The sequence below is a fragment of the Nitratireductor mangrovi genome, from assembly GCF_007922615.2.
Classification (GTDB): Bacteria; Pseudomonadota; Alphaproteobacteria; order Rhizobiales; family Rhizobiaceae; genus Mangrovimarina; species Mangrovimarina mangrovi.
The window spans coordinates 4,380,375-4,400,666 of sequence record NZ_CP042301.2; the positions used below are offsets into that span (position 1 = coordinate 4,380,375).

At 62.7% G+C, this 20,292-nt stretch carries 20 protein-coding genes, 1 tRNA gene and 2 pseudogenes; 13 read left to right on the plus strand and 10 right to left on the minus strand.

Annotation, left to right across the window (positions count from 1 at the left end; all coding sequences use genetic code 11):
• Positions 1-53 precede the first annotated feature (53 nt).
• The 5 genes from FQ775_RS21480 to FQ775_RS21500 form a co-directional block, all read right to left on the minus strand.
• Entirely contained in the window at positions 54-1,169 is a 1,116-nt protein-coding gene (locus FQ775_RS21480; RefSeq protein ID WP_146297808.1) for an ABC transporter substrate-binding protein, read from the minus strand.
• Positions 1,170-1,225: 56 nt separating this feature from the next.
• Positions 1,226-2,236 (minus strand): dipeptidase, encoded by a 1,011-nt coding sequence (locus FQ775_RS21485; protein WP_146297809.1) that lies wholly within the window; start codon positions 2,234-2,236, stop codon positions 1,226-1,228.
• Positions 2,236-2,967, minus strand: a complete 732-nt coding sequence (locus FQ775_RS21490) for a hypothetical protein (protein ID WP_146297810.1) — start codon at positions 2,965-2,967, stop codon at positions 2,236-2,238. Before FQ775_RS21490 ends, FQ775_RS21485 begins: the two co-directional genes overlap by 1 nt.
• The gene (locus FQ775_RS21495; RefSeq protein ID WP_246730209.1) at positions 2,964-4,556 is read right to left on the minus strand and encodes a hypothetical protein; all 1,593 of its coding nucleotides are present in this window, start codon (positions 4,554-4,556) and stop codon (positions 2,964-2,966) included. Before FQ775_RS21495 ends, FQ775_RS21490 begins: the two co-directional genes overlap by 4 nt.
• A 695-nt stretch (positions 4,557-5,251) precedes the next feature.
• The gene (locus FQ775_RS21500) at positions 5,252-5,977 is read right to left on the minus strand and encodes an AAA family ATPase (RefSeq protein ID WP_146297812.1); all 726 of its coding nucleotides are present in this window, start codon (positions 5,975-5,977) and stop codon (positions 5,252-5,254) included.
• Positions 5,978-6,015: 38 nt separating this feature from the next.
• Between FQ775_RS21500 and FQ775_RS24065 the strand changes: the two are divergent.
• From FQ775_RS24065 to FQ775_RS21515, 4 genes and pseudogenes are all read left to right on the plus strand, one after another.
• Positions 6,016-6,168: pseudogene (locus FQ775_RS24065) on the plus strand (transposase); the annotation flags it as partial.
• On the plus strand, positions 6,135-7,205 hold the full coding sequence (locus FQ775_RS21505; RefSeq protein WP_246730405.1) for an IS3 family transposase: 1,071 nt from the start codon (positions 6,135-6,137) through the stop codon (positions 7,203-7,205). The pseudogene FQ775_RS24065 and the gene FQ775_RS21505, both read left to right, overlap by 34 nt.
• A 20-nt stretch (positions 7,206-7,225) precedes the next feature.
• Positions 7,226-7,417, plus strand: a complete 192-nt coding sequence (locus FQ775_RS21510; protein WP_146297814.1) for a hypothetical protein — start codon at positions 7,226-7,228, stop codon at positions 7,415-7,417.
• Positions 7,418-7,457: 40 nt separating this feature from the next.
• Entirely contained in the window at positions 7,458-8,759 is a 1,302-nt protein-coding gene (locus tag FQ775_RS21515) for a hypothetical protein (protein ID WP_146297815.1), read from the plus strand.
• A gap of 436 nt (positions 8,760-9,195) precedes the next feature.
• Here the strand turns inward: FQ775_RS21515 and FQ775_RS21520 are convergent.
• Positions 9,196-9,285 (minus strand) — tRNA-Ser (locus FQ775_RS21520).
• 308 nt (positions 9,286-9,593) lie between these two features.
• On the opposite strand from FQ775_RS21520, the gene FQ775_RS21525 reads away from it, so the two are divergent.
• The 6 genes and pseudogenes from FQ775_RS21525 (at position 9,594) to FQ775_RS21550 (ending at position 14,296) form a co-directional block, all read left to right on the plus strand.
• Positions 9,594-10,301, plus strand: a complete 708-nt coding sequence (locus FQ775_RS21525; RefSeq protein ID WP_146299436.1) for a hypothetical protein — start codon at positions 9,594-9,596, stop codon at positions 10,299-10,301.
• Between the two features lie 115 nt (positions 10,302-10,416).
• Positions 10,417-10,755 carry a hypothetical protein gene (locus FQ775_RS21530; RefSeq protein WP_146299435.1) on the plus strand — a complete coding sequence of 113 codons (339 nt, stop codon included), beginning with the start codon at positions 10,417-10,419 and terminating at the stop codon, positions 10,753-10,755.
• Positions 10,756-10,768: 13 nt separating this feature from the next.
• A complete protein-coding gene (gene msrA / locus FQ775_RS21535) occupies positions 10,769-11,434 on the plus strand; it encodes a peptide-methionine (S)-S-oxide reductase MsrA (protein ID WP_146299434.1) in 666 nt (221 codons plus the stop codon).
• A gap of 177 nt (positions 11,435-11,611) precedes the next feature.
• Positions 11,612-12,601 carry a BMP family lipoprotein gene (locus tag FQ775_RS21540; protein ID WP_146299433.1) on the plus strand — a complete coding sequence of 330 codons (990 nt, stop codon included), beginning with the start codon at positions 11,612-11,614 and terminating at the stop codon, positions 12,599-12,601.
• Between the two features lie 124 nt (positions 12,602-12,725).
• On the plus strand, positions 12,726-13,964 hold the full coding sequence (locus FQ775_RS21545; RefSeq protein WP_146299432.1) for an MFS transporter: 1,239 nt from the start codon (positions 12,726-12,728) through the stop codon (positions 13,962-13,964).
• Positions 13,952-14,296, plus strand: a pseudogene (locus tag FQ775_RS21550) (VOC family protein). The gene FQ775_RS21545 and the pseudogene FQ775_RS21550 overlap by 13 nt, the downstream one beginning before the upstream one ends.
• Positions 14,297-14,312: 16 nt before the next feature.
• On the opposite strand, the gene FQ775_RS21555 reads toward FQ775_RS21550, so the two are convergent.
• From FQ775_RS21555 to FQ775_RS21570, 4 genes are all read right to left on the minus strand, one after another.
• On the minus strand, positions 14,313-15,029 hold the full coding sequence (locus FQ775_RS21555; RefSeq protein ID WP_146299431.1) for an anti-sigma factor domain-containing protein: 717 nt from the start codon (positions 15,027-15,029) through the stop codon (positions 14,313-14,315).
• Positions 15,030-15,110: 81 nt separating this feature from the next.
• The gene (locus FQ775_RS21560) at positions 15,111-15,317 is read right to left on the minus strand and encodes a SlyX family protein (RefSeq protein ID WP_146299430.1); all 207 of its coding nucleotides are present in this window, start codon (positions 15,315-15,317) and stop codon (positions 15,111-15,113) included.
• Positions 15,314-15,751 (minus strand): acyl-CoA thioesterase, encoded by a 438-nt coding sequence (locus FQ775_RS21565; RefSeq protein ID WP_146299429.1) that lies wholly within the window; start codon positions 15,749-15,751, stop codon positions 15,314-15,316. Before FQ775_RS21565 ends, FQ775_RS21560 begins: the two co-directional genes overlap by 4 nt.
• A gap of 14 nt (positions 15,752-15,765) precedes the next feature.
• Complete coding sequence (locus FQ775_RS21570; protein WP_146299428.1) at positions 15,766-16,941, minus strand: iron-containing alcohol dehydrogenase; 1,176 nt, start codon at positions 16,939-16,941, stop codon at positions 15,766-15,768.
• A gap of 131 nt (positions 16,942-17,072) precedes the next feature.
• Here FQ775_RS21570 and FQ775_RS21575 point away from each other — a divergent pair, with 131 nt between their 5' ends.
• Genes FQ775_RS21575 through FQ775_RS21585 form a run of 3 tightly spaced genes read left to right on the plus strand, consistent with a single transcriptional unit; the run spans position 17,073 to position 20,292 of the window.
• On the plus strand, positions 17,073-18,605 hold the full coding sequence (locus FQ775_RS21575) for an ABC transporter ATP-binding protein (RefSeq protein WP_146299427.1): 1,533 nt from the start codon (positions 17,073-17,075) through the stop codon (positions 18,603-18,605).
• Positions 18,602-19,153, plus strand: coding sequence for a cysteine hydrolase family protein (locus FQ775_RS21580; RefSeq protein ID WP_146299426.1), 552 nt, complete (start codon positions 18,602-18,604; stop codon positions 19,151-19,153). Before FQ775_RS21575 ends, FQ775_RS21580 begins: the two co-directional genes overlap by 4 nt.
• On the plus strand, positions 19,150-20,292 hold the full coding sequence (locus FQ775_RS21585) for an ABC transporter permease (protein ID WP_146299425.1): 1,143 nt from the start codon (positions 19,150-19,152) through the stop codon (positions 20,290-20,292). Before FQ775_RS21580 ends, FQ775_RS21585 begins: the two co-directional genes overlap by 4 nt.

Sequence of the window (20,292 nt, forward strand, 5' to 3'; positions counted from 1 at the left end):
TCTTGCCAATAAGTGGGCGACAGCGTGCGCCATCGCCCACTACTCTCTGGTTTTCAGTTTTGCACGGTTCTCAGCCAGACGTCGCGCCACGCATCGATATCGAAGCTGGCCCAGTCGACGCGGTAGGCGTTGGCGATTTCCTCATCCGACAAGAGCAGCATTTCACGATTCTGCTCGCTCTCGCTCATGAGCTTTCGCGCTTTCGGATTGGTCGGAACGGTGCCGGTTGCCTCGCAGAACTTGGCTGCACCTTCCACGCCGAGCCATTCGTCGATGTATTTGTGCACCAGATCGCCATTTGTCGTGCCGGCAATCATCCATTTGATGTTCGGCCATAAGCCGCCCTTTTTGTCGCCGATCGGCGGATAGGAAACCGCAGCAGGGATGCCGCCACGCTTCATGCGCACGGCCCATCCCGCCCCCCAGGGAGCGGCCCATATGTCGCCAGAGGCGAATCGCGTGGAAAGCTCCGTCGAACCCGAGTAGAAGTAGCTTGGTGCCATCTCCTTCACGAGTTCCGGAACCATAGACAGGTTACTCTCGTCCCCACCATTCGCCCTGGCTAAGCCGATAACCGCGGCCCAGTGCTGCGGATGACCGACATTGGGGAAGGCGACCCGTCCCGCGAACTTGGGGTTGGCCAGATCGGCATATGTCTGCGGGGGAGAGATGCCTGCTTCGGCAAGCTTGTCCGGATTGTAGACGATACAGTCGGGTGTCCATTCTACCACGACCTGTGCTTTGTCGAAAATGCCATCCGGCATATTCTTCGTATTGGTAAGCTTGCTGTAGTCGATCTCGGCGAGATATCCGCTGTTGAACGCATCATCATAGAAATAGGCAGTGCCGTCCATCACATCGAAGGGTACCTGTCCCTGACGCTTGGAGGCAATGACCTTGGCGAGATTGTCCTCAGCGGAACCGATGACATAGTTGATCGTGTCGCCGTCCGAGGTAATCGCTGGCGCGATGAAATCCTCGATCGCCTTCTGCCAGCTTCCACCATATGTACCGACACGCAACTCCGTTCCTGCCGCCCTGACGAGAGGGGGCATGCCCAAGGCCAGCGCTGCGCCACCCGCGCCCGCCAAAAACATCCGCCTGGACACGGAAAGGCTTTGGTTCCCCATATCGGATGTGATCTTCCGGATTCGATTTTCACTATTCATTCTCCGGATTCCTTCTGTTGGAGGTTTTCCTATCTTTTCCGCCGCATCTTGGGTCGTCAGCCGATGGTTTGCTCGAACAGGCGCATCCAGTTCCCGCCCATGACAGCGTCGACCTCATCGGCCCGGAAGCCTCTGCGATCGAGTTCGGCTACGATGTTGTGCATTCCTTCCTGGGTCTTCATCCACTCGGACCAGCCTTCGTGGGGTGCGACCTTCATCTGCTCTGCCGGAGCGCTTTCGCGCGACCAGCGAGCGTAGCGCCACCATGTCCGGATGTGGCGTGGATGCCCTGGACAGTAGTCGCTGCCGATTGCAACCGTCTCGATGCCGAAACGGTCAACAGCCCAGGCAATCATATCGCCGAACTCTTCCAACGTGGTTTCAGCGCCGCGCTTCGTCATGTTACGGTTCGGAGTAAGGCCAATCACGCCATTGCGCGCCGAAAGCGCTTTGAGGGCTTCCGTCGTCTTCAGTCGACCCGACCCGTAGACTGGACTGCCGACATACTCCCGCGGGTTGGCATGGGTAATGGCTACCGGCACCGTCGACATCTCGATCGCATCGAGCGTTGTACGTTCGCCGCAATGCGACAGGTCGATGAGGATTCGGTTGCGGTTCATCTCTTCGATCGCCTTGGCTCCAAAGCGCGAGGACACACCGGTATCCTTCTCTTCCCAGTATCCGCAGCCTATGTAGTTTTGCAGATTGTAGGTGAGTTGCATGATGCACACGCCCTGCCGGCGGAAGGCGCCAAAAAGGTCAATGTTGTGCTCAATCGGCGCCGTATTCTGGAAGCCAAACAGGATTGCCGTACGGCCGGAATCGGCTATATCGCGGACTTCCGCCACGCTGGTCGCGATGGCGGCCAGATCGCTGTTTTCCTCGACGAGCCGCCGCCATCTGCCAAGCACCGACAAGGCTTCGCCGGCGTTTTCCCATACAGCTACGCAAGTGTTGACACAGGCCAGTCCGGCGTTCCGATAGGCTTCGAGCCAACGCCGTTCCGGAGCTGGCATTGAAAGGCCATCTACGATCAGACGGGACGTGCCGTTGTTCGTTGTGGGCATCACCCGCTCCTTCGTTCGCCTACGGACTTCAGCATCTCGGGATCAAAATCATCATCCGCGGGCTGCCTGCCCACGATGGTCCCGTCCTCAAGAAGGATGACCGGTCCCGCATGGCGTCGCGAAAGCACGCTGTCGGGGGCAAGGGCCCGATTTGAAAGTGTGTAGAGCGCGCGCCACGTTGTTTCTTCAACGGGGAAACGATCGCGCATCGCCCGAAACAGCAGTGGGTCCCAATCCTCAAGCGAGCGTGGCGGGGACGTGTTTCGCGCCGTCAGGGTGATGCCACCTTTATGAGCGTCGACATCGACCGATATTCTCGCTCCGTATCGCGTAGCGAGACCTTGCATCACCTCGAGTTCTCGCGGCTCACGAATGCCCGTCAAGGAAATCGTAGACGTTCCGGATCGCCGCGCCTGGTCGACAAGCAGATCAATTGCGGTTGGCGCAAGCATCCAGGCGTGGATCTCGCCGCCGTCGATACGAATACCCCGATCTGGAGTTTCCTGAACGGTGACCGCGTCGAGAAACGGCTCGGCAACCGAGTCGACCGCTTGGAGAAGGTGCCCGAAACCACCAAGTCCAAGTGATTCTGACGTCAAGATGACCTCGCGCACCGCAGGAATGTAGCCAGCGGGAATGGCCAGTGTAAGCAGTACCCGATCCACAACCAGACGCCCTTCGCGCACAGAGACGTGGATGGTTCGAGATCTCATTTCTCCAGCAGCAGTCATACCCGCGGCTCCGCAGGGTAGAACCAGATCGGATCCGCGCCTGCGCGCAAATCGTCGACGGTAGGCGCTCCCTGATAGATGACGCCCCGCAAGCTTCGGTTGAGGTAGTCCCGCGTCTTGTCCAGCCCGTGGATGCAGATATTGATGAAGCGAGTCACATCCGACGGCGTAAACTCCTCGCCCATCATGTTCATATGCGGCGAGTGGTAGGCATATCCGCTGAGCGACTGGATTCGCGCTACGATGTATCTAAATTCTGGTGCCGTCAGTAGAAAGCGCGCAACCGACAGCGCGGGATCGCGGCTTGCGATTTCTTGATCAAGCCTTGTCACGAGCCGGGGCAAGTCTAGACCGAGATTGAATACCGATCCGACTTCGTCGATGGCCCCGCGTCGCGGCTCCTCAGCCGTCGCGGATTTGTACCAGACAAAGCGCCGCGAACTCTCCGACTCTAGATCCATGTCAAAGGCCCACGCGTATTCGCTGTGAAGCAGGTCGCGCAGGTGCCCGAGAGACATGCTCGGATCGGTCGAGAACTCCTCGTCCGCAGCAAGCTCCTCCGCGAGAGAGTCGCACAGATCCGGCACGAGTTCGGTCATCAGCCCGAGCAGGGTCTCATGCGCTTCGTCATGCACTTCGCGCTCTGACCAGTCTGCGATCTCGCTTAGGGGGAAACGGCTCTCGGATCCGCCGACCAGACCCGTCTCGTAAAAATAGGAGAGAACACCCTTTACCTTCTCCAGATCGTCCGCCACGAGGCTGCTTTCGGCGAAGCGCTCATAGGTCATACGGTCCTGCCGACGAAACTTTATTGCGCGCTCGACCAGACCAATGAGGAATGCGACTGACGGATCTTGTCGGCCGACTTCAAGCGACTTCGCTCCGACGATCGCCTTCTCACGCGCAGTCAGGAAGTTGTGCACGAGCTTGGGATGATTGTTCACGAACAGGTTGAGACCCAGCGCGGATCCGTTTCCGACACCGAGAAAGCGCTGGATCTCGGGCGCTAGGCGTGCGGAATGCGGGGACTGGCAGCGAGCCAGATGGTTCACCAGATCGATCGAGAAAACCCGCATCAGGTAGGCGCAGAGCATTTGCGCCTCGAGCGGTCGCTTGAGCGGATGGTCCTTCTCCAGCGTGCGGAAGCTGCGCGTCCCGAAGGTTCCGTTGCCGTCCAGTCCAGTATTTCGCATCAGGTAGCAGACGTCGGACAGGACATCGATGCTGGGCTGTCGCCCTGCAGCAAGAGCTTCTACGGTATGGTCGAAAGCGCGGCCGCTGCGGTTCGACCGAGCCCAGACCAAGGTTTTGTCGGTTGCGCGTCCGGCGTAGAGCTTCTGGATTTCCTCGCCTGTCACTGCGATGTCGTGCTCGGAGGCAGGTCCTTCGACAAGCGCTGCCATCATGTCCCAGGTCTGTCCTATGATGCGCCCGATACGGCCTTCCTTCTGCGGCTTCCTGGAGTGCACGATGAAATCGAGCGGCATGTTGGCAGTCTCGATGCGATAGAGAGCGGTACCGCGCGCTTCCTCGTCGATCTTCCAATCCAGACAATCGATCGACCAGCGCGCGTTGATCGCCTTTGACATGAGCAACCTCGTTGCACTGACGCGGCTCGATTGCATTACGCTCAGCCTAGCTGGTGTCAGGAGTTGTTGGGGCTCGCGCATTCTTGGGCCGGCTGCGGCGCTCATGACGTCTCTCTCGACCGCTCCGCCGAAAGGCTGGTGATCAACTATTTTCTGCATTCTTGCTCTCAGATTGTCTTTTAATAGAAGACATTGTCTTTCTACAGAAAACGTAGAGCGGGACCACTGCGGCCGTCAAGCCTCGCCGGCGTATTTTTTCGCAGACTCGATAGCCTTGCGGTTTTCGCCGTCTACGCGCCGAAAGCTCGGGGTTAGCCAATGAGAACCCTTGCCAGATGACCGAAGGAGATCGGAGTTGGATATCGCTAGACTGGCAATCGGGGCCGACGCCGGGCTCGCGCACACGTGCCGTCCGTCTCAGGCACGCAAACACCCACCGCTGCTGAACGCACCGGGAACGCGGGTGCTCTCCTGCGCGATGCGCGGCTAGGGCACTGAGCGAAGGAATGCATCATTCGGCGTTATCGATGCGGATCGCCAGTTAAGGAAAGGCTTGGATACGCTGGGGAGAAGCTCATTCGTTCCCCTCGGTCGCTAGCCAGTGACACAGCTCCATCGGGATAAGATCGATAAGGAAGTAAGAAACGCCTGCCGCAGCAGCCTTCCAGGCGTTCGATCTTATCTTCTTATCGACCTTATCGGGGGTGTTCGATCAGGTCTGTACGGTCCGGATGGACATAGCAGCCTCGGCCAGTTTTCTGCACTTCTCCGGCCTTTCCCATCTTGAACAACAGCTGATCGACATTGTTTCGGGGCATTGAGGTCGCCATTGCGATCTCCCGTGGGCTCATCGCAGCATCAGCGATAAGGAGCTCGGATAAGATCCTTTCCCGTTCGTCCGTCCGCCTCACCTCGGTTGCCTCACCGATAAGATTCCAGGTCCCCGATAAGAATCTCAGGGCGCTCTCCTTCTCCTCCACGTCGCGTCCGCGCACATAGAGGGTGATGCCGCTTCCATCCCGATCCAGGAGGAGTGTTGTGTCGGCACAGGCTGACAGGCCATTGGAGCCGCTCAACGCCTCCAGCGGGTCGTCGGCACCACCCTTGCGAGTGTGATGCAGACAGAGCACCGTCACCCGGTGGTCCACGGTCCAACGCTGCAGCTCCGACATCGCATCATAGTCGCTTTCGTATGACGTCTGTCCGGCCTTGCCTGCCGGTTTCACCCGCTGCAACACATCGATCACGACCAGCCTGGGGTCGGCAACCGACGTTCGCCAATCCTCCAGGCCGGCAATGAACCCCTTGTTCAGGGACGGCGCATCGTTGACCCATTCAAGTCGAGCGAGATCCGGACGATTTCGCTCTCCGGGAAACAGCATATTGATGCGGTTTGACCTGCCACTGAGTTTTTCCTCCACCTGGAGTTAGGGTCCGGCCTCGATTGAAGGACGGACAGATGAAGCGGAAGCGGTTCACGGAAGATCAGATCATTGCGGTTTTGCGCGAGCATGAGGCGGGCGCGAAGGCGGGCGACCTGGCCCGCAAGCACGGTGTCAGCGAGGCGACGCTGTATAACTGGAAGGCGAAGTATGGCGGCATGGACGTGTCCGACGCCAAGCGCCTGAAGGCACTGGAGGACGAGAACGCGAAGCTGAAGAAGCTGCTCGCCGACCAGATGCTGGAAGCCTCGGCACTTCGCGAGCTTCTGTCAAAAAAATGGTAGGGCCCGCCGCCAAGCGCGAAGCCGTCGCGCATCTGCAGGCCGTCATGGGCCTGTCGGAGCGTCGGGCCTGCTCCTTCGTCGGTGCCGATCGCAAGATGATCCGTTACCGGTCATGCCGCCCGCCGGAGACCGAACTGCGCGGCCGGCTACGGGATCTCGCCAACGAGCGGCGACGCTTTGGCTATCGTCGCCTGTTTATCCTGCTGCGGCGGGAGGGCGAACCGTCTGGCATCAACCGCATCTACCGGCTCTACCGTGAGGAAGGGTTGACGGTTCGCAAGCGCCGTGTGCGGCGACGCGCGGTGGGCACACGAGCGCCGATCCTGGTCGAGGCGAGACCGAACGCGCGCTGGTCACTGGACTTCGTGCATGACCAGTTCGCCTGCGGGCGGCGCTTCCGGGTGCTCAACATCGTCGATGACGTCACGCGCGAATGCCTGGCCGCGATCCCCGACACGTCGATCTCCGGTCGACGGGTGGCACGTGAGTTGACCGACCTGATCAGCCGTCGCGGCAAGCCGGACATGATCGTGTCGGACCACGGCACCGAGTTCACCTCGAACGCCATCCTCGCCTGGTCGAAGGATCATCGCGTCGAGTGGCACTACATCGCGCCCGGAAAGCCCATGCAGAATGGCTATGTCGAGTCCTTCAACGGCCGAATGCGCGATGAGCTTTTGAACGAGAGCCTGTTCTTCGGCCTTGACCATGCCCGCAGCGCCATCGCCGAATGGAGGCAGGACTTCAACACTGCGAGGCCGCACTCCTCGCTCGGATACCAGACCCCGGCAGCCTTCGCCGGAACCCTCGCCGCAACCGGCTACGACGCTGCGCTCGATAAGGGCTTCGCGCCTCCACCGGTTGCTCAACCCGCGCCCTACGGCGTAACAGAAACGGTCGAGGCTCTAATCGCCGCTGGATGACGGTTCAGTGGCAGGTCACGTTGTATGAAGTGCGCTTCGCTACGCACGAAGAGAAGCTAGTAGCCATCGTCGATATCAAGGAGCGGGCCCCGAAACCTGCCTACCTGAAAGACGGCGGCACGCAGGAATTCTACGTTCGGACAAGCAATCTGACGAAGCAGCTGAAGAACGAAGAAACCGATCGGTACATCAGCACCCACTGGCGAGAATGAAATGATCACGCTCCTCATGTCACTGGAAGCCAAATAGCGCATGGATGCACTGCAATTCGCCATCGCTCGATTTCTCGCTGCTAAGGCTCTGCAGAAGAGCCGGACGACCTATCAGCAGGTCGGCGAGGCAGTAGGCTGGAGCCATCCAACGGGTCGCGGGCTGGGACGAAACCTCGAGGTTATTCTGCACGAGCTGGCGGACCGCGGTCTGCCCCCTCTCACCACGATCCTGGTCAAGAAGGGGGAGCGGCATCCGGCTGAAGACGCGATGACTTACATTCGGGGCGTACTCGGAGCCATCGACATCGAGGCCGCTCAGCAGGAAGTGTTCGCATTCGATTGGGCGTCGGTTCCGGACCTTGCCCCAACTGCAGATACGCTGCCCGACGGACGGCAGGCTTGGTTGACTTCGTTCTGGGGCTTCGATCCAGCCAGCTGGGGATGTATCGGCTTCGCCGACGAGGCCCGACGGACGCGCTACCTGAGCAACTCGAAGCCGGGGACGCTGGTCGCGACCTACGTGACCAAGGGAAAAGGCCCGGAAAACATGCGCGGCAAGGTCGTGGGGGTGCTCGAGATATCCCACGAGATAGGTCACGCGCGCGAGTTCATCTCCGGTGATCGCTGGGCCGAGAAGGAGCTGGATCCCGACTCCCGTGGGAAGTGGCTTTTTGCAGTGAAGGCGACGAGAGCGTGGAGGATCATTCCGGAGGATTGGCGTCAGGTCGAGGACTTGTTTCCGCAAGCTTACGGCAGCTCCCACCCAGAGTTCATCGGCGCCAGCGGAGTGCCACTCCCGACGGAAGAGGCGGCAAAGCTCTATGAGCTGGATGTCTACGAAGTGCCCGTCTATGGGCAGACCAATCCGGTCGATCCCACAATCCAGACGCTGGAATCCGCCCTCAGCCCAAGCCGCGCCGTGAGACCGGCCTCACAACCCTATTGGGTGGGCGAAACAGACGGTCCAAAGCACCTTTACATCCTCCGACTTGCGGGCGACATCGCTGCTTATCTCGGGCGCGGAATTGATGAACTCGAAGACAAGCACATCATCAAGGTCGGCTTCTCGAAGAGCCCCCAGGCGCGCCGCGATCAGATCCAGAGCGCTTACCCTAGGGGGGCTTTCAATTGGGAAGTCTTCAAGCCCAGCCCTCAGCCCGACACCGCACCATACGCCAACGCAGACATTGCGATTGCTGGCGAAGATGCCATGAAGAAGCGCCTTGTCGACGATGGGGCGGAGGTGCTGGGTGGTGAGTTCTTCCTCGCGGACGATGGCCTGATTTATCGAACCTGGGCTGCGGGAAACAACGCAGCGAAGGCAGCGCAGGAGAGCAACTAGATCGGACCCCCAATTGAACTGGATTTCCCATTTCGGCTCGATGAACGTCGGCTTCCCCAGCTTTCCGACCAGAACCGGAAAGTCAGCAACCGGCCCCAACAAGGTCATTCATCGAGATGCAGTAACGTGCACTCATCCCGCCAATCCTGCGAACTGCCTCGCCGACAGGCAAGGTTTCGAGATGAGTTCCTTCTGGCAAACGCCACTACCGTCGGAGTGTTCAGGCGCACGCATCGAAAACAGACACTTTTTCAATAATTTGTAAGAAATTCACCAAATCAGCGTAGTCATCAGGTCCAGAGAATATCGGCCTTGAGAGACCGCTTTCGGGGCTCTTGGCGCCGGGGCCGGTGCTCAGCTCCACCCGCATAACCCTCGAAAACAACGAGAAAATCCGGCCGCAGCCGGATCGGGAGAACGCTTTCGAATGGGCAAGTGGCGGAGAGAGAGGGATTCGAACCCTCGATACGGTTTCCCGTATACACGCGTTCCAGGCGTGCGCCTTCAACCACTCGGCCACCTCTCCGCGAAGCGCCTGGCCCGGCGCGGGGCCGGTCGACCGGGCTCATCTAGTCGATATGGCAACGAATGCCAAGCCCGTCGCCGAGGGCGATTTCGCTGGTCCGGCAAACGATCCTGCGCTTCCTGAACCCTACGCGGTGCGGTCTCCTTTGCCTCCCTCCTCTGGTTCCTGGCACTTTCGCGGCGCTCGGCCTTCGGCTTTGCAGGCGAGATGTCGGTTGGACGCGATCTCTTCGCCCCCTTAGAGACGCTTGACGCCGAGTTGCCCCTGTGGCTCAAATCCATGCGTCCTTGGTGGGGACCCTTGAAAAGATGAGCAAGGCGGAGGAGCCTCCCGGCGCCGTCGAAAGCCAGCCGCCACGCCCGGCGGGCGTGTTTCTTTTGCCGGCGCTTTGGATCGCGGCCACCATGGCGCTTTCCCTGTGGTCGATCGTCGGCTCGTGGCCGGCGTCACAGGACTTCGACCTGCCAGCGATTGTCGTCAACTGGCTCTACGCCGGCATGGTGGTCAGCCTCGCCAACATCTTGTGGGGGCTGTGGCTGCTTGGCCTGGCGCACCGCCGCGCCGCCGCCTTCCCGCGCGCCTTCACGGTCTGGCATGTCGCCAATGTCGTGGCGATAGTAGCGCTGGAGGCGGTTGTGCTTGTGAGCGACGTTTTTGTTTTCAGCCTCGCAAGCTTTGTGGTGCCGCTCGCCCGCGTCGTGATCGGGTTTGTACTCATTGCCCATATGCGCCGTTCCGTGGCGACAGCCGCGGTTTTCCATGAGCCGCGCGGCGCCAATCCTTCCGGTGTAGCGGTTATCATCAACACCGTGCTCGGCGCTTTTCTTGGCGGGGCGGCGGGCACCGGCGGCGGCTTCGCGGTCGGGATCTTCATCGCCGAGGCGACGCGGATGAGTTGCTTCGAGGGCGCCTGCGGTTATTTCGCCGCTCTTATCGGCCTGTGCGGGCTGGTGCTCGGCGCGCTCGCCGGTGCTCTGCTCGCCTTCAGGATCACACGTCGGCGCCACGCCGGCTAAAGCCTCACGCGCCGTCAATTTCGCGTGCGCCGATTGCACGCGGCACCACCGCGCAATATGTCTCGTCGGCAGGACACGCCCTCGTCGAGGGTATTTTTCGCGCGCGGAGGATTTTTTGATCCGTTTCCTGTTCCGGTTGCTGGCCCTGATCTTTCTCGCCGTCGCCATCATTATGGCCGTGCTCGACGCCACGCGCTCGGTCGCGGCGTCAGAACTCGTCCTTACCCCGCTCGGCAGCAGCTGGTACGCGGTCTCCCCCGAGACGCTTAATTTGGCCCAGGCGGTCATCCAGCGCTACGTTCTGCCGGCGGTATGGGACCCGGTCATGATCTGGATCCTGACCTTGCCTGGATTTGCCGTCTTTTTCGCGCTCGCCTTCCTGTTCTACGCCATCGGCCGTCGCCCGCGAGGCCGCGCTGGCAGCCTCGGCGTGGCGCGCCGCGGTGCGCTTTGAAAGGAGCCAAAAGATGTTCTTCCTGAGCGACATGCTGAACAAGAAGCTGGAAATGCCGAAGCCGGGTGACGCATTGCCCGGGCGCGACAAGCCGATCCCCACCGCGACCAAACATTTCGTTTCCAGGCGCGCACTGGCCGGTCCCTATCCGGACGGCCTCGAACTGGCCTATTTCGGCATGGGATGCTTCTGGGGTGCCGAACGCCTGTTCTGGCAGACCCCGGGCGTCTGGGTAACGGCGGTCGGCTATGCCGGTGGCTTCACGCCCAATCCGACCTATCAGGAGACCTGCACCGGGCTTACCGGCCATGCCGAGATCGTGTTGGTGGTGTTCGATCCGACCCAGGTCTCCTACGCCGAGCTTCTGAAGATTTTCTGGGAAAGCCACGACCCGACCCAGGGCATGCGTCAGGGCAACGATGTCGGCACCACCTACCGGTCGGCCATCTACACCACCAGCGAAGCGCAGATGGAGGCTGCCCTTTCCTCGCGCGACGCCTACCAGGCCGAGTTGAAGCGCGCCGGAGGCGGCCGCATCACCACCGAGATCGCGTCTGCGCCTCGGTTCTATTTCGCCGAGGCCGAACACCAGCAATATCTGGGCAAGAACCCCGCCGGTTATTGCGGGCTGAAGGGCACCGGCGTTTCCTGCCCGCTGCCAGGTGTCGTCGCCGAGTGAGCCGCCGCCACGGCTCTTTTCCAGAAGGTCAAATTTCCACGTGAATTTTCGGCGACGCCGTGCCACAGTGCGTGCCGAGCGGGGCGACGAACCCCGCGGCGGCTTCGCGCGGACGTCTATGCGTCGGGTGCTGAAGCCCACAAAGAAGCTTTGGAAGACCAACAGGGTGTGGATCACATGAAGCGTTTCGTATTCGGCCTTTTGGCTGCAACCGTCTTCGCCGTCCCGGCCTTTGCCGAGGACATCAAGCCGGGCCTGCTGTTCGATCTGGGCGGCAAGTTCGACAAATCCTTCAACGAAGCGTCGTTCAACGGCGCCGAGAAGTTCAAGGAAGAAACCGGCATCGAATATGTCGAGTTCGAGATCTCCAATGACGCCCAGCGCGAGCAGGCGCTTCGCCGCTTTGCTGAGGACGGCCGCAATCCGATCGTGATGGCCGGCTTCTCCTGGGCCGCCGCTCTCGAGAAGGTGGCCGCCGAATATCCGGAGACCAATTTCGCCATCATCGACATGGTCGTCGACGCACCGAACGTGCGCTCGGTCGTCTATAACGAGCACGAAGGCTCCTATCTCGTCGGCATGATGGCCGCCATGGCCTCCGAAACCAAGAAGGTTGGCTTCGTCGGCGGCATGGACATCCCGCTGATCCGCAAGTTCGGCTGTGGTTATGTCGGCGGTGCCAAGGCGGCCGGCGCGACCGACGTCATCCAGAACATGACCGGCGACACCCCGGCGGCCTGGAACGACCCGACCAAGGGCGGCGAGATCGCCAAGTCGCAGATGGATCAGGGTGCGGACGTCATCTACGCCGCCGCCGGCGGCACCGGCGTTGGCGTGCTGCAGGCGGCAGCGGACGCCGGCAACCTCGGCATTGGCGTCGATTCCAACCAGAACCACCTGCAGCCCGGCAAGGTGCTGACCTCGATGTTGAAGCGCGTCGACGTCGCCGTCTACAACGCCTTCATGGACGCCAAGAACGGCTCCTTCGAGACCGGCTTCAACGTGCTCGGCCTCGCCGAGGATGGCGTCGGCTATGCCATGGACGAGCACAACAAGGATCTTGTGAACGACGAGATGATCGACGCGGTCGAAAAGGCCAAGGCCGATATCATCTCCGGCGAAATCAAGGTCCACGACTACATGTCGGACAATTCCTGCCCATACTGATCCGGCGCTGCTGGAGACTTCGAAACCGCCGGCATCGCCCGGCGGTTTCTTTTTGGTCTGGTCCGCCATCGCTGCATCGCTGGGCCATTTCGCCCGGCGTCGGCGTCGTTTAGGGAACGCGGCCATGGCTGAAATCGACAACGCGCCGCCCGGCATACCTGAACCTGCGCTGGGCGGAGCGCGACGGGTCGCCGCCCTCGTTCTGCTTCTCATGGCCGGGATCCTCGCCGGGACCCAACTCGGCAAGATTGCACCGCTCATTCCCTGGTATCAGGCCGAAGCCGGGCTGTCGCTCGTCTCCGTTGGTTGGCTGACCTCGACGCTGGGCCTGTTCGTGGCTCTGGCGGCACTTCCGGCTGCCTTCGTCATCGACCGCGTCGGGCTCTATCGTTCCTATGTCTTTTCCGCCGCCGCACTCGCCCTGGGCAGCATCGTGCTTGCGCTCGCGCAATCGCCGGTGGCCGTGATCGGCGCGCGCCTGATCGAGGCCGTCGGCTACCTGGTCATCGTCATCGCCATCCCGGCCCTCCTGGCCGTCCTGGCGCCAGACCGCCTCAGGGCGCCGGCGCTGGCCATCTGGGGCGGCTTCGTGCCGCTCGGCTATGCGGTGGCGGATTTCATGTCGGCCGCCATGCTGCTGGCCTTCACCCCGCAGGCCTTCCTGCTGGCCAGCGCGGGCGCGTTCGCCGTTCTGGCGTTGGCCGGCGCGTTGCTTGCCGCCGGTCTCGGCCCTGCCGGGGATGCGGTCGCGTCGAATTGGGCGCGCGAAACCGGCTCGAACCAGCTGTCGTCGTCCTTCTCATGGCCGGTCATTGCTTTTGCCCTGGCCTTCGGTGCTTACGTCGTCCTTTCCATCGGCTTTTTTACCTTCCTGCCCGCCTTTGTCGCCGAAGGTCCTGCGGTCATGCTTTCGGCCGGGGTGATCGCGCTTCTGGTGCCGATCGGCAATTTTCTTGCCGGGGCGCTGTTGCGCGGCCGTGACGTGCGTTTCGTGGCGGCCCTGATCGCCGGCGGTTTCCTGGTGAGTGCCGTCAGCGCCGTTCCCTTCTTTTCGGCCAGTACTCCGCTGACCGCCACCCTTGCCGCCGCCGTCTTCGCCATCGCCGGCGGGGTTATCGCGGCCGCGGTCTTCGCCGGCGTTCCCTACATCGTACCGGCCGGCGGGTCCGCCGCGATCGTCATCGGTCTCATCGCCCAGTCCGGCGGGCTGGGCACGCTCGCCGGACCGCCCTTTGCCGGCCTTGTCATCGAGCGTTACGGTTGGCCGGGCTTCGGCTGGGCGCTCGCCGTGCTCAGCCTGTGCGGCCTGGCGTGTATCGCGCCACTGCTTTTCGCGAGGAGGAAGCCGGCATGGCAAAGGTGACGGGAATCGGCCGCCTGTTCTTCCGCGCCCGCGATCCGAAGGCGCTTGCCGCCTGGTATCAGACCCATCTCGGTATCGATGACATCGACAGCTTGGTGAGGAGCCAGCAGGCGGAACCGACTGTCCTTCGCGTAGGACACCGACTATTTCGGCCGGCCGGCACAGGCGTGGATGGTCAATTTCTCGACGCGATGATGACGCGTTTGAAGGCGGCCGGTATCGCCGTCGAGACTCGCGCAGACTGGGATTCTGAGGTCGGCCGCTTCTGCCGCATCCACGATCCGGAGGGCAATCCGGTCGAGCTCTGGCAGCCGGCAGGCCCTGCTACCTGACGAGAGGCGCCTTTCCTCAGTCGCCGGCCGGTAAGGTTATGGCGGCGCCTTCGGCGAGTAAAGACCCCTTGGGCGCGGAAAGGTCGGTCGACGCGTCCTCCATCGTGACGCGGTAGCGCGACCCGGGCGCAGGGCCGGCGCCGATATCTGTCGGGAGATGACTGTCCAGCGGCCCAAGTGCCGCCACGGAGCCGTCGTCACGGATAGCCCACAGCATCGGCGTCTTTCCGCCCGCGGCCTCGATGGCGACAAGCGGCCGGAATCGCAGGGCGCCGGAGGCAAGGCCCTCCACAAGTCCGATGGCCTGCCCGCCTCCGTCCTCCAGGACCGTGAGCCGCACCGGCGCCTCGGCCTCTGCGGCGAGGCGCCCGGCAACAAAGCCGACGCCGCAAGCGGCGGCAAGGCAGGCGGCGAGCAGTGCGCCGCGCCAGCCGCCGAGCGCATGCGCAGCTGCCGGAGCAGGCCCGGGCGTTGCGGGCGCCGCCGCTGCAATGGGTGCAGCTTTCATCTGCGGCATGCTGGCGATATCGGACTCCACCAGCCGCCACAAACTCGCGGTCTGCGCCCCGGAACCGAGGCCGTGGCTGCGCAGGCGTTCGGCAAGCCGGATCACCGCGTCGCGGAACGCCGGGTCGCGTTCCAGGTCCTTCTGCGCCCGCTCGCGTTCGGCCTCGTTCATGCGGCCGAGCACGAAATCGCCGGCCCGCGCCATGCGGTCATTATCGCCTGTCATCCGTCCAGCCCGCGACGTGTCTCCGCGCAGAACCTAGAACCATTGTGCGCCGGTTTGAAGCCGAATTGCGCTCCGATCGAATCACCAATGCGGGGGCCTGGTGATGGGGACGTCCGGGGCAGCGCGTTCTTCCAGTGCCAGGAAGCGCTCGGTCATCCGCTCGAGCTGCTTGCGCATCCGCTCGATCAGCTTCCATTGCTCGGCAAGTTCGCCGGAAAGTTCCTCGATCGTGCGCTCCTGCTCGGCCACGATCATCTCAAGCCTGGCGACCCGGTCGTCGTCGCTCATGCCGCGATTCCCTCGAGGGCCTCGCGCAGCGGCCCGGCCAGCGGTTTTGGCCGCCGGCTTGCCCGGTCGACATAGACGTGCACGAAGAAGCCTTCGGCCGCCGCGGCTTGATCGTCATTGCGGAACAGGCCGACCTCGTAGCGCACCGACGAACTGCCGAGCCGCGCTACCCTGATGCCGGCGGTGACGAGGTCCGGAAAGGCGAGCTCGGCGAAATAGCGGCAGCCGGTCTCCACGACGAGGCCGATCTGCTCTCCGGCATGGATATCGAGCACGCCATTTTCGATCAGCCAGCCATTCACGGCGGTGTCGAACAGCGAGTAATGCACGACGTTGTTCATGTGGCCGTAAAGATCGTTGTCCATCCAGCGCGTGGTGATCGGCCGGAAAGCGCGGTAGGCGGAGCGCGTCGAAGGTTCGGAGCGATCAGTCATGGCGCCGGTAACCGTCACCACGCCGCGCGGTAGATCGAAAGCGCATCGGCTTCCAGGACCTCGCGTGGATTGTTGACCAGAAGCCGCGTCTGCTTCATCGCGTCGGTCGCCATTTTCGGCAGATGATCCTCGCCAATGCCGACCTCGCGCAATTGCGCCGGCAGACCGACCTTGCGCGACAGCGCTGCCAGCGCCTCGATGAAGGCGCTGCACCGGCCTTGCGTCCCTTCCTCCGAGGCAAGGTCGGGAAAGGCGTCCGCCGCGATCTCGGCATAAAGATGCGCGGCCTCCGGTGCGTTGAAGCGCAGCACATGCGGCAGCACCAGCGCGTTCGAGAGACCATGCGGAACGTGGAAGGTGCCGCCGATCGGGTAGGCGAGCGCGTGCACGGCGGCGACCGGGGAGTTGGCGAAGGCCTGTCCCGCGAGCATCGAGCCGAGCAGCATGGCGCCGCGCGCCGCCACGTTCTTGCCGTCGAAGACCGCCGTCTCGATATTGGCGCCGAGCAGTTGTAGGGCCTGGCGCGCCAGCGCCCGCGAGACGGGGTTGTTGTTGGTGCTTTTGGAGGCATAGGCCTCGATCGCATGTACCATGGCGTCGATGCCGGTGGCCGCCGTGATCGCCGGCGGCAGGCCGATGGTGAGGTCCGGGTCGAGTACGGCGATATCCGGCAGGATCACCGGGCTCGACACGCCGCGCTTTTCCTCCTCGCCGACCGTGATGATCGAGACCGGCGTCACCTCCGATCCCGTGCCGGCCGTGGTCGGCACCAGTGCCAGCGGCAGCCGCGGGCCCCTGGCGTTGCCGACGCCCCATGCCTGGTCAAGATCTTCGCCCGAGCCGATCAGCAGCGCTGCCAGCTTGGCGACGTCGAGCGAGGAGCCGCCGCCGAAGCCGGCGACGCCGGTCGCACCCGCGCTCCTGCCGGCCTCGACCGCCGCCATCAGCGTGGCCAAGGACGGGTCGGCCTCGACACGGTCGAAGACGGTGACCTTGATTCCTTCGTTTTCCAGCGAGGCCAGTGCCGCGTCGCAAAGGCCGAGCGCGCGCAGGCCTGGATCGGTCACGAAAAGCACCGACTTTCCGAGCCTTGGCGCCGCGACCGCGCCAAAGCGGCGCGCCGCTCCCGGCTCGAACAGCACGGAGGGAGTCGTGTTGAAGGCAAAGGGTGCGAATGCGGCGTTTGTCATGTCTTGAAAATTGACAAGGCGGCGCGCTTTTGTCGAGAGTAACTCTGGGAACCGGCGCGGATTGGCAAACGGCTCGCCGCCATGCTAGATTTTTTACCAAACGATAAAAACCAAGAGGGGTAAGCGGTCGCATGGCGCAGGCTGCCATCGAGCTCAAGGGGATCGACAAGAGTTTCGGCGCGGTCCACGCCAATCGCGACATCAACCTTGAGGTCGCGCAAGGCACCATTCATGGGATCATCGGCGAGAACGGCGCCGGCAAGTCGACGCTGATGTCGATCCTCTACGGTTTTTATCAGGCCGACGCCGGCGAGATCTTCGTCAATGGCAACAAGGCCGAGATCGACTCGCCGAACGATGCCATCGCAGCCGGCATCGGCATGGTGCACCAGCATTTCATGCTCGTGCACAATTTCACCGTGCTGGAAAACATCATCCTCGGCGCCGAGGGCGCCAGCCTGCTCAACACCGGGATCGCCCGGGCGCGCGCCGAGTTGCAGCGGCTCGAAGAGGAATACAGCCTCGAGGTTGACCCCGAGGCGATCATCGAGGAACTGCCGGTCGGCCTCCAGCAGCGTGTCGAAATCCTCAAGGCGCTATATCGCGGTGCCGAGATCCTGATCCTCGACGAGCCGACGGGGGTGTTGACCCCGGCCGAGGCCGATCACCTTTTCCGTATCCTCCGGCGACTGAAGGAAGAGGGCAAGACCATCGTGCTCATCACGCACAAGCTGCGCGAGATCATGGCGGTGACCGACAACGTCTCTGTCATGCGCCAGGGTACGATGGTGGCGACCCGCAAGACCGCCGACACGACGGTGGAGGAACTGGCCGAGCTCATGGTCGGCCGCCGAGTCCTGCTGCGGGTGGAGAAGGGCGAAGCAAACCCCGGCGATTTCAAGCTTTCGGTCAAGAACCTGACGGTCAAGGATTCGCGCGGCGTCACCATGGTCGACAACGTCTCCTTCGACGTCCGCGCCGGCGAGATCGTCGGCGTCGCCGGCGTTGCCGGCAATGGCCAGTCGGAACTGATCGAGGCGATAGCCGGTACAAGGCGCGCCGAGGCCGGCACGGTCATGCTCGACGGCAAGCCGATCGACGTCACCGGGACGGCCGATCCGGGCGAACTACGCGAACGCGGCCTCGCCCATGTGCCGGAGGATCGGCACCATGTCGGTCTGGTGCTGCCGTTCGAGGAGAACGAGAACTCCATTCTCGGCTATCACGGCAAGGAGTCTTATCTCAACGGGCCGTTTCTCGACATCGAGGCGATCCGCAAGGACGCGCGCGAAAAGATCGAGAAATATGACATCCGCCCCGCTGACTGCCGGCTGCGGACGGCCAATTTTTCCGGCGGCAACCAGCAGAAGATCGTTCTGGCGCGCGAGATGGAGAAGGACCCCGGCGTACTCGTCGTCGGCCAGCCGACGCGCGGCGTCGACGTCGGTGCCATCGAATTCATCCACAAGCAGCTGATTGCCATGCGCGACCAGGGCAAGGCGGTGCTGCTGATCTCCGTCGAGCTTGACGAGATACGTTCGCTGTCCGACCGCATCCTGGTCATGTTCGACGGCCGCATCGTCGGCGAGCGCGGACCTGACGCCACCGAAGGCGAGCTCGGCCTGCTCATGGCCGGCGTCGAGGCGCAGGAGGCGGCCGAATGAGCACGCCCGTGCTGCTCGTCATCGACGTCCAGAACGCGATCGACGATCCGGTCTGGGGCCGGCGCGGCCAGCCGGAGATGGAAGACAGAATCGGCGATCTTTTGAAAGCCTGGCGCGAACGGCGGCTGCCGGTGATCCATGTCAGGCATGACTCGACCGATCCCGATTCGCCCTACCGGCCCGGTTATGCCGGCAACGAGTTCAAGCCTGCCGTCGCTCCGGTGCCGGGCGAGCCCGTTATCGACAAGCGCACCAACAGCGCGTTCATCGGCACTGACCTGATGGACCTCCTCGACGAGGTCCAGTGTCGCCAACTGGTCGTGGCCGGTGTGCTCCTGGAAAACTCCGTCGGCTCGACGGTCAGGATGGCGGGAAATCTCGGATTTGATGTCGTCATCCCGGAAGATGCCGTCGCCAGCGTCGATCGCACCGACCGCAATGGCCGCCTGTGGCAGGCCGAAGACGTCCATGCGCTGAACCTAGCCATTCTCGATGGTGAATATGCGCGCATATCCACCTCCGGAGAAGTCATCGGGGCGCTGCCATGAGCACACCTTACGCCAAGCTGCCGGCCTGGGCCGACTACGGTCTCATTCCGCTCATCAACCTCGTCGTGGCCTTCCTGGTTGCCGGCCTGGTCGTGATCCTCGTCGGCGAAAATCCGATCGAGGCCGCCGGCCTGCTGCTCAAGGGCGCCTTCGGTTCCGGCTCCGGCATCGGCTATACGCTGTTTTACGCCACCAGCTTCATCTTCACCGGCCTCGCCGTGGCGGTAGCCTTCCATTGCGGCATCTTCAACATCGGCGGCGAGGGGCAGGCCTATGTCGGCGGCCTCGGCGTCGCGCTGGTATGCCTCTCCTTCGACAGCATTTTCCCATGGTGGCTGAACTTCTTCCTGGCCATCCTCGGCTGCGCGGCGATCGGCGGCGTCTGGGCTGCCATTCCCGGCTGGCTGCAGGCCAAGCGCGGCAGCCACACCGTCATCACCACCATCATGTTCAACTTCATCGCTGCCAGCTTGATGGTCTATCTGCTGGTCGGCCCGCTCAAGCCGCCCGGGTCGATGGCGCCGCAGACGCGCACCTTCCTGGAGGACGCGCATCTGCCCAAGCTCAACTGGCTGCTCGAACTTTTCGGCTTCTCGGTGCGCTCGACGCCGCTCAACCTCTCCTTCATCCTGGCGCTGGTCATGGCGGTCGTGGTCTGGGCGCTGATCTGGCGCACCAAGCTCGGCTACGAGATTCGCACGATGGGCTTTTCGCCCAAGGCGGCGCGCTACGCCGGCATCAACGAGGCCAGGATCGTCGTCATCACCATGGCCATCTCCGGTGCACTGGCCGGCATGATGGCGCTCAACCCGGTGATGGGCGACCAGCACCGCCTGCAGCTCGACTTCGTTACCGGCGCCGGTTTCGTCGGCATCGCGGTTGCCCTTATGGGACGCTCGCACCCGGCCGGCATCGTGCCGGCCGCGATCCTGTTCGGCATGCTTTACCAGGGCGGCGCGGAGATCTCCTTCGTCATGCCGCATATCAGCCGCGACATGATCGTCATCATCCAGGGCCTCGTCATCCTGTTCGCTGGAGCGCTGGAGCACATGTTCCGCCCGGCAGTGCAGGCGGCCTTCGCCAGCCTCAGTCCGCGTTCGGTGGGCATGGATGCCGAAGCCAAGGGGGAGGGTGCCTGA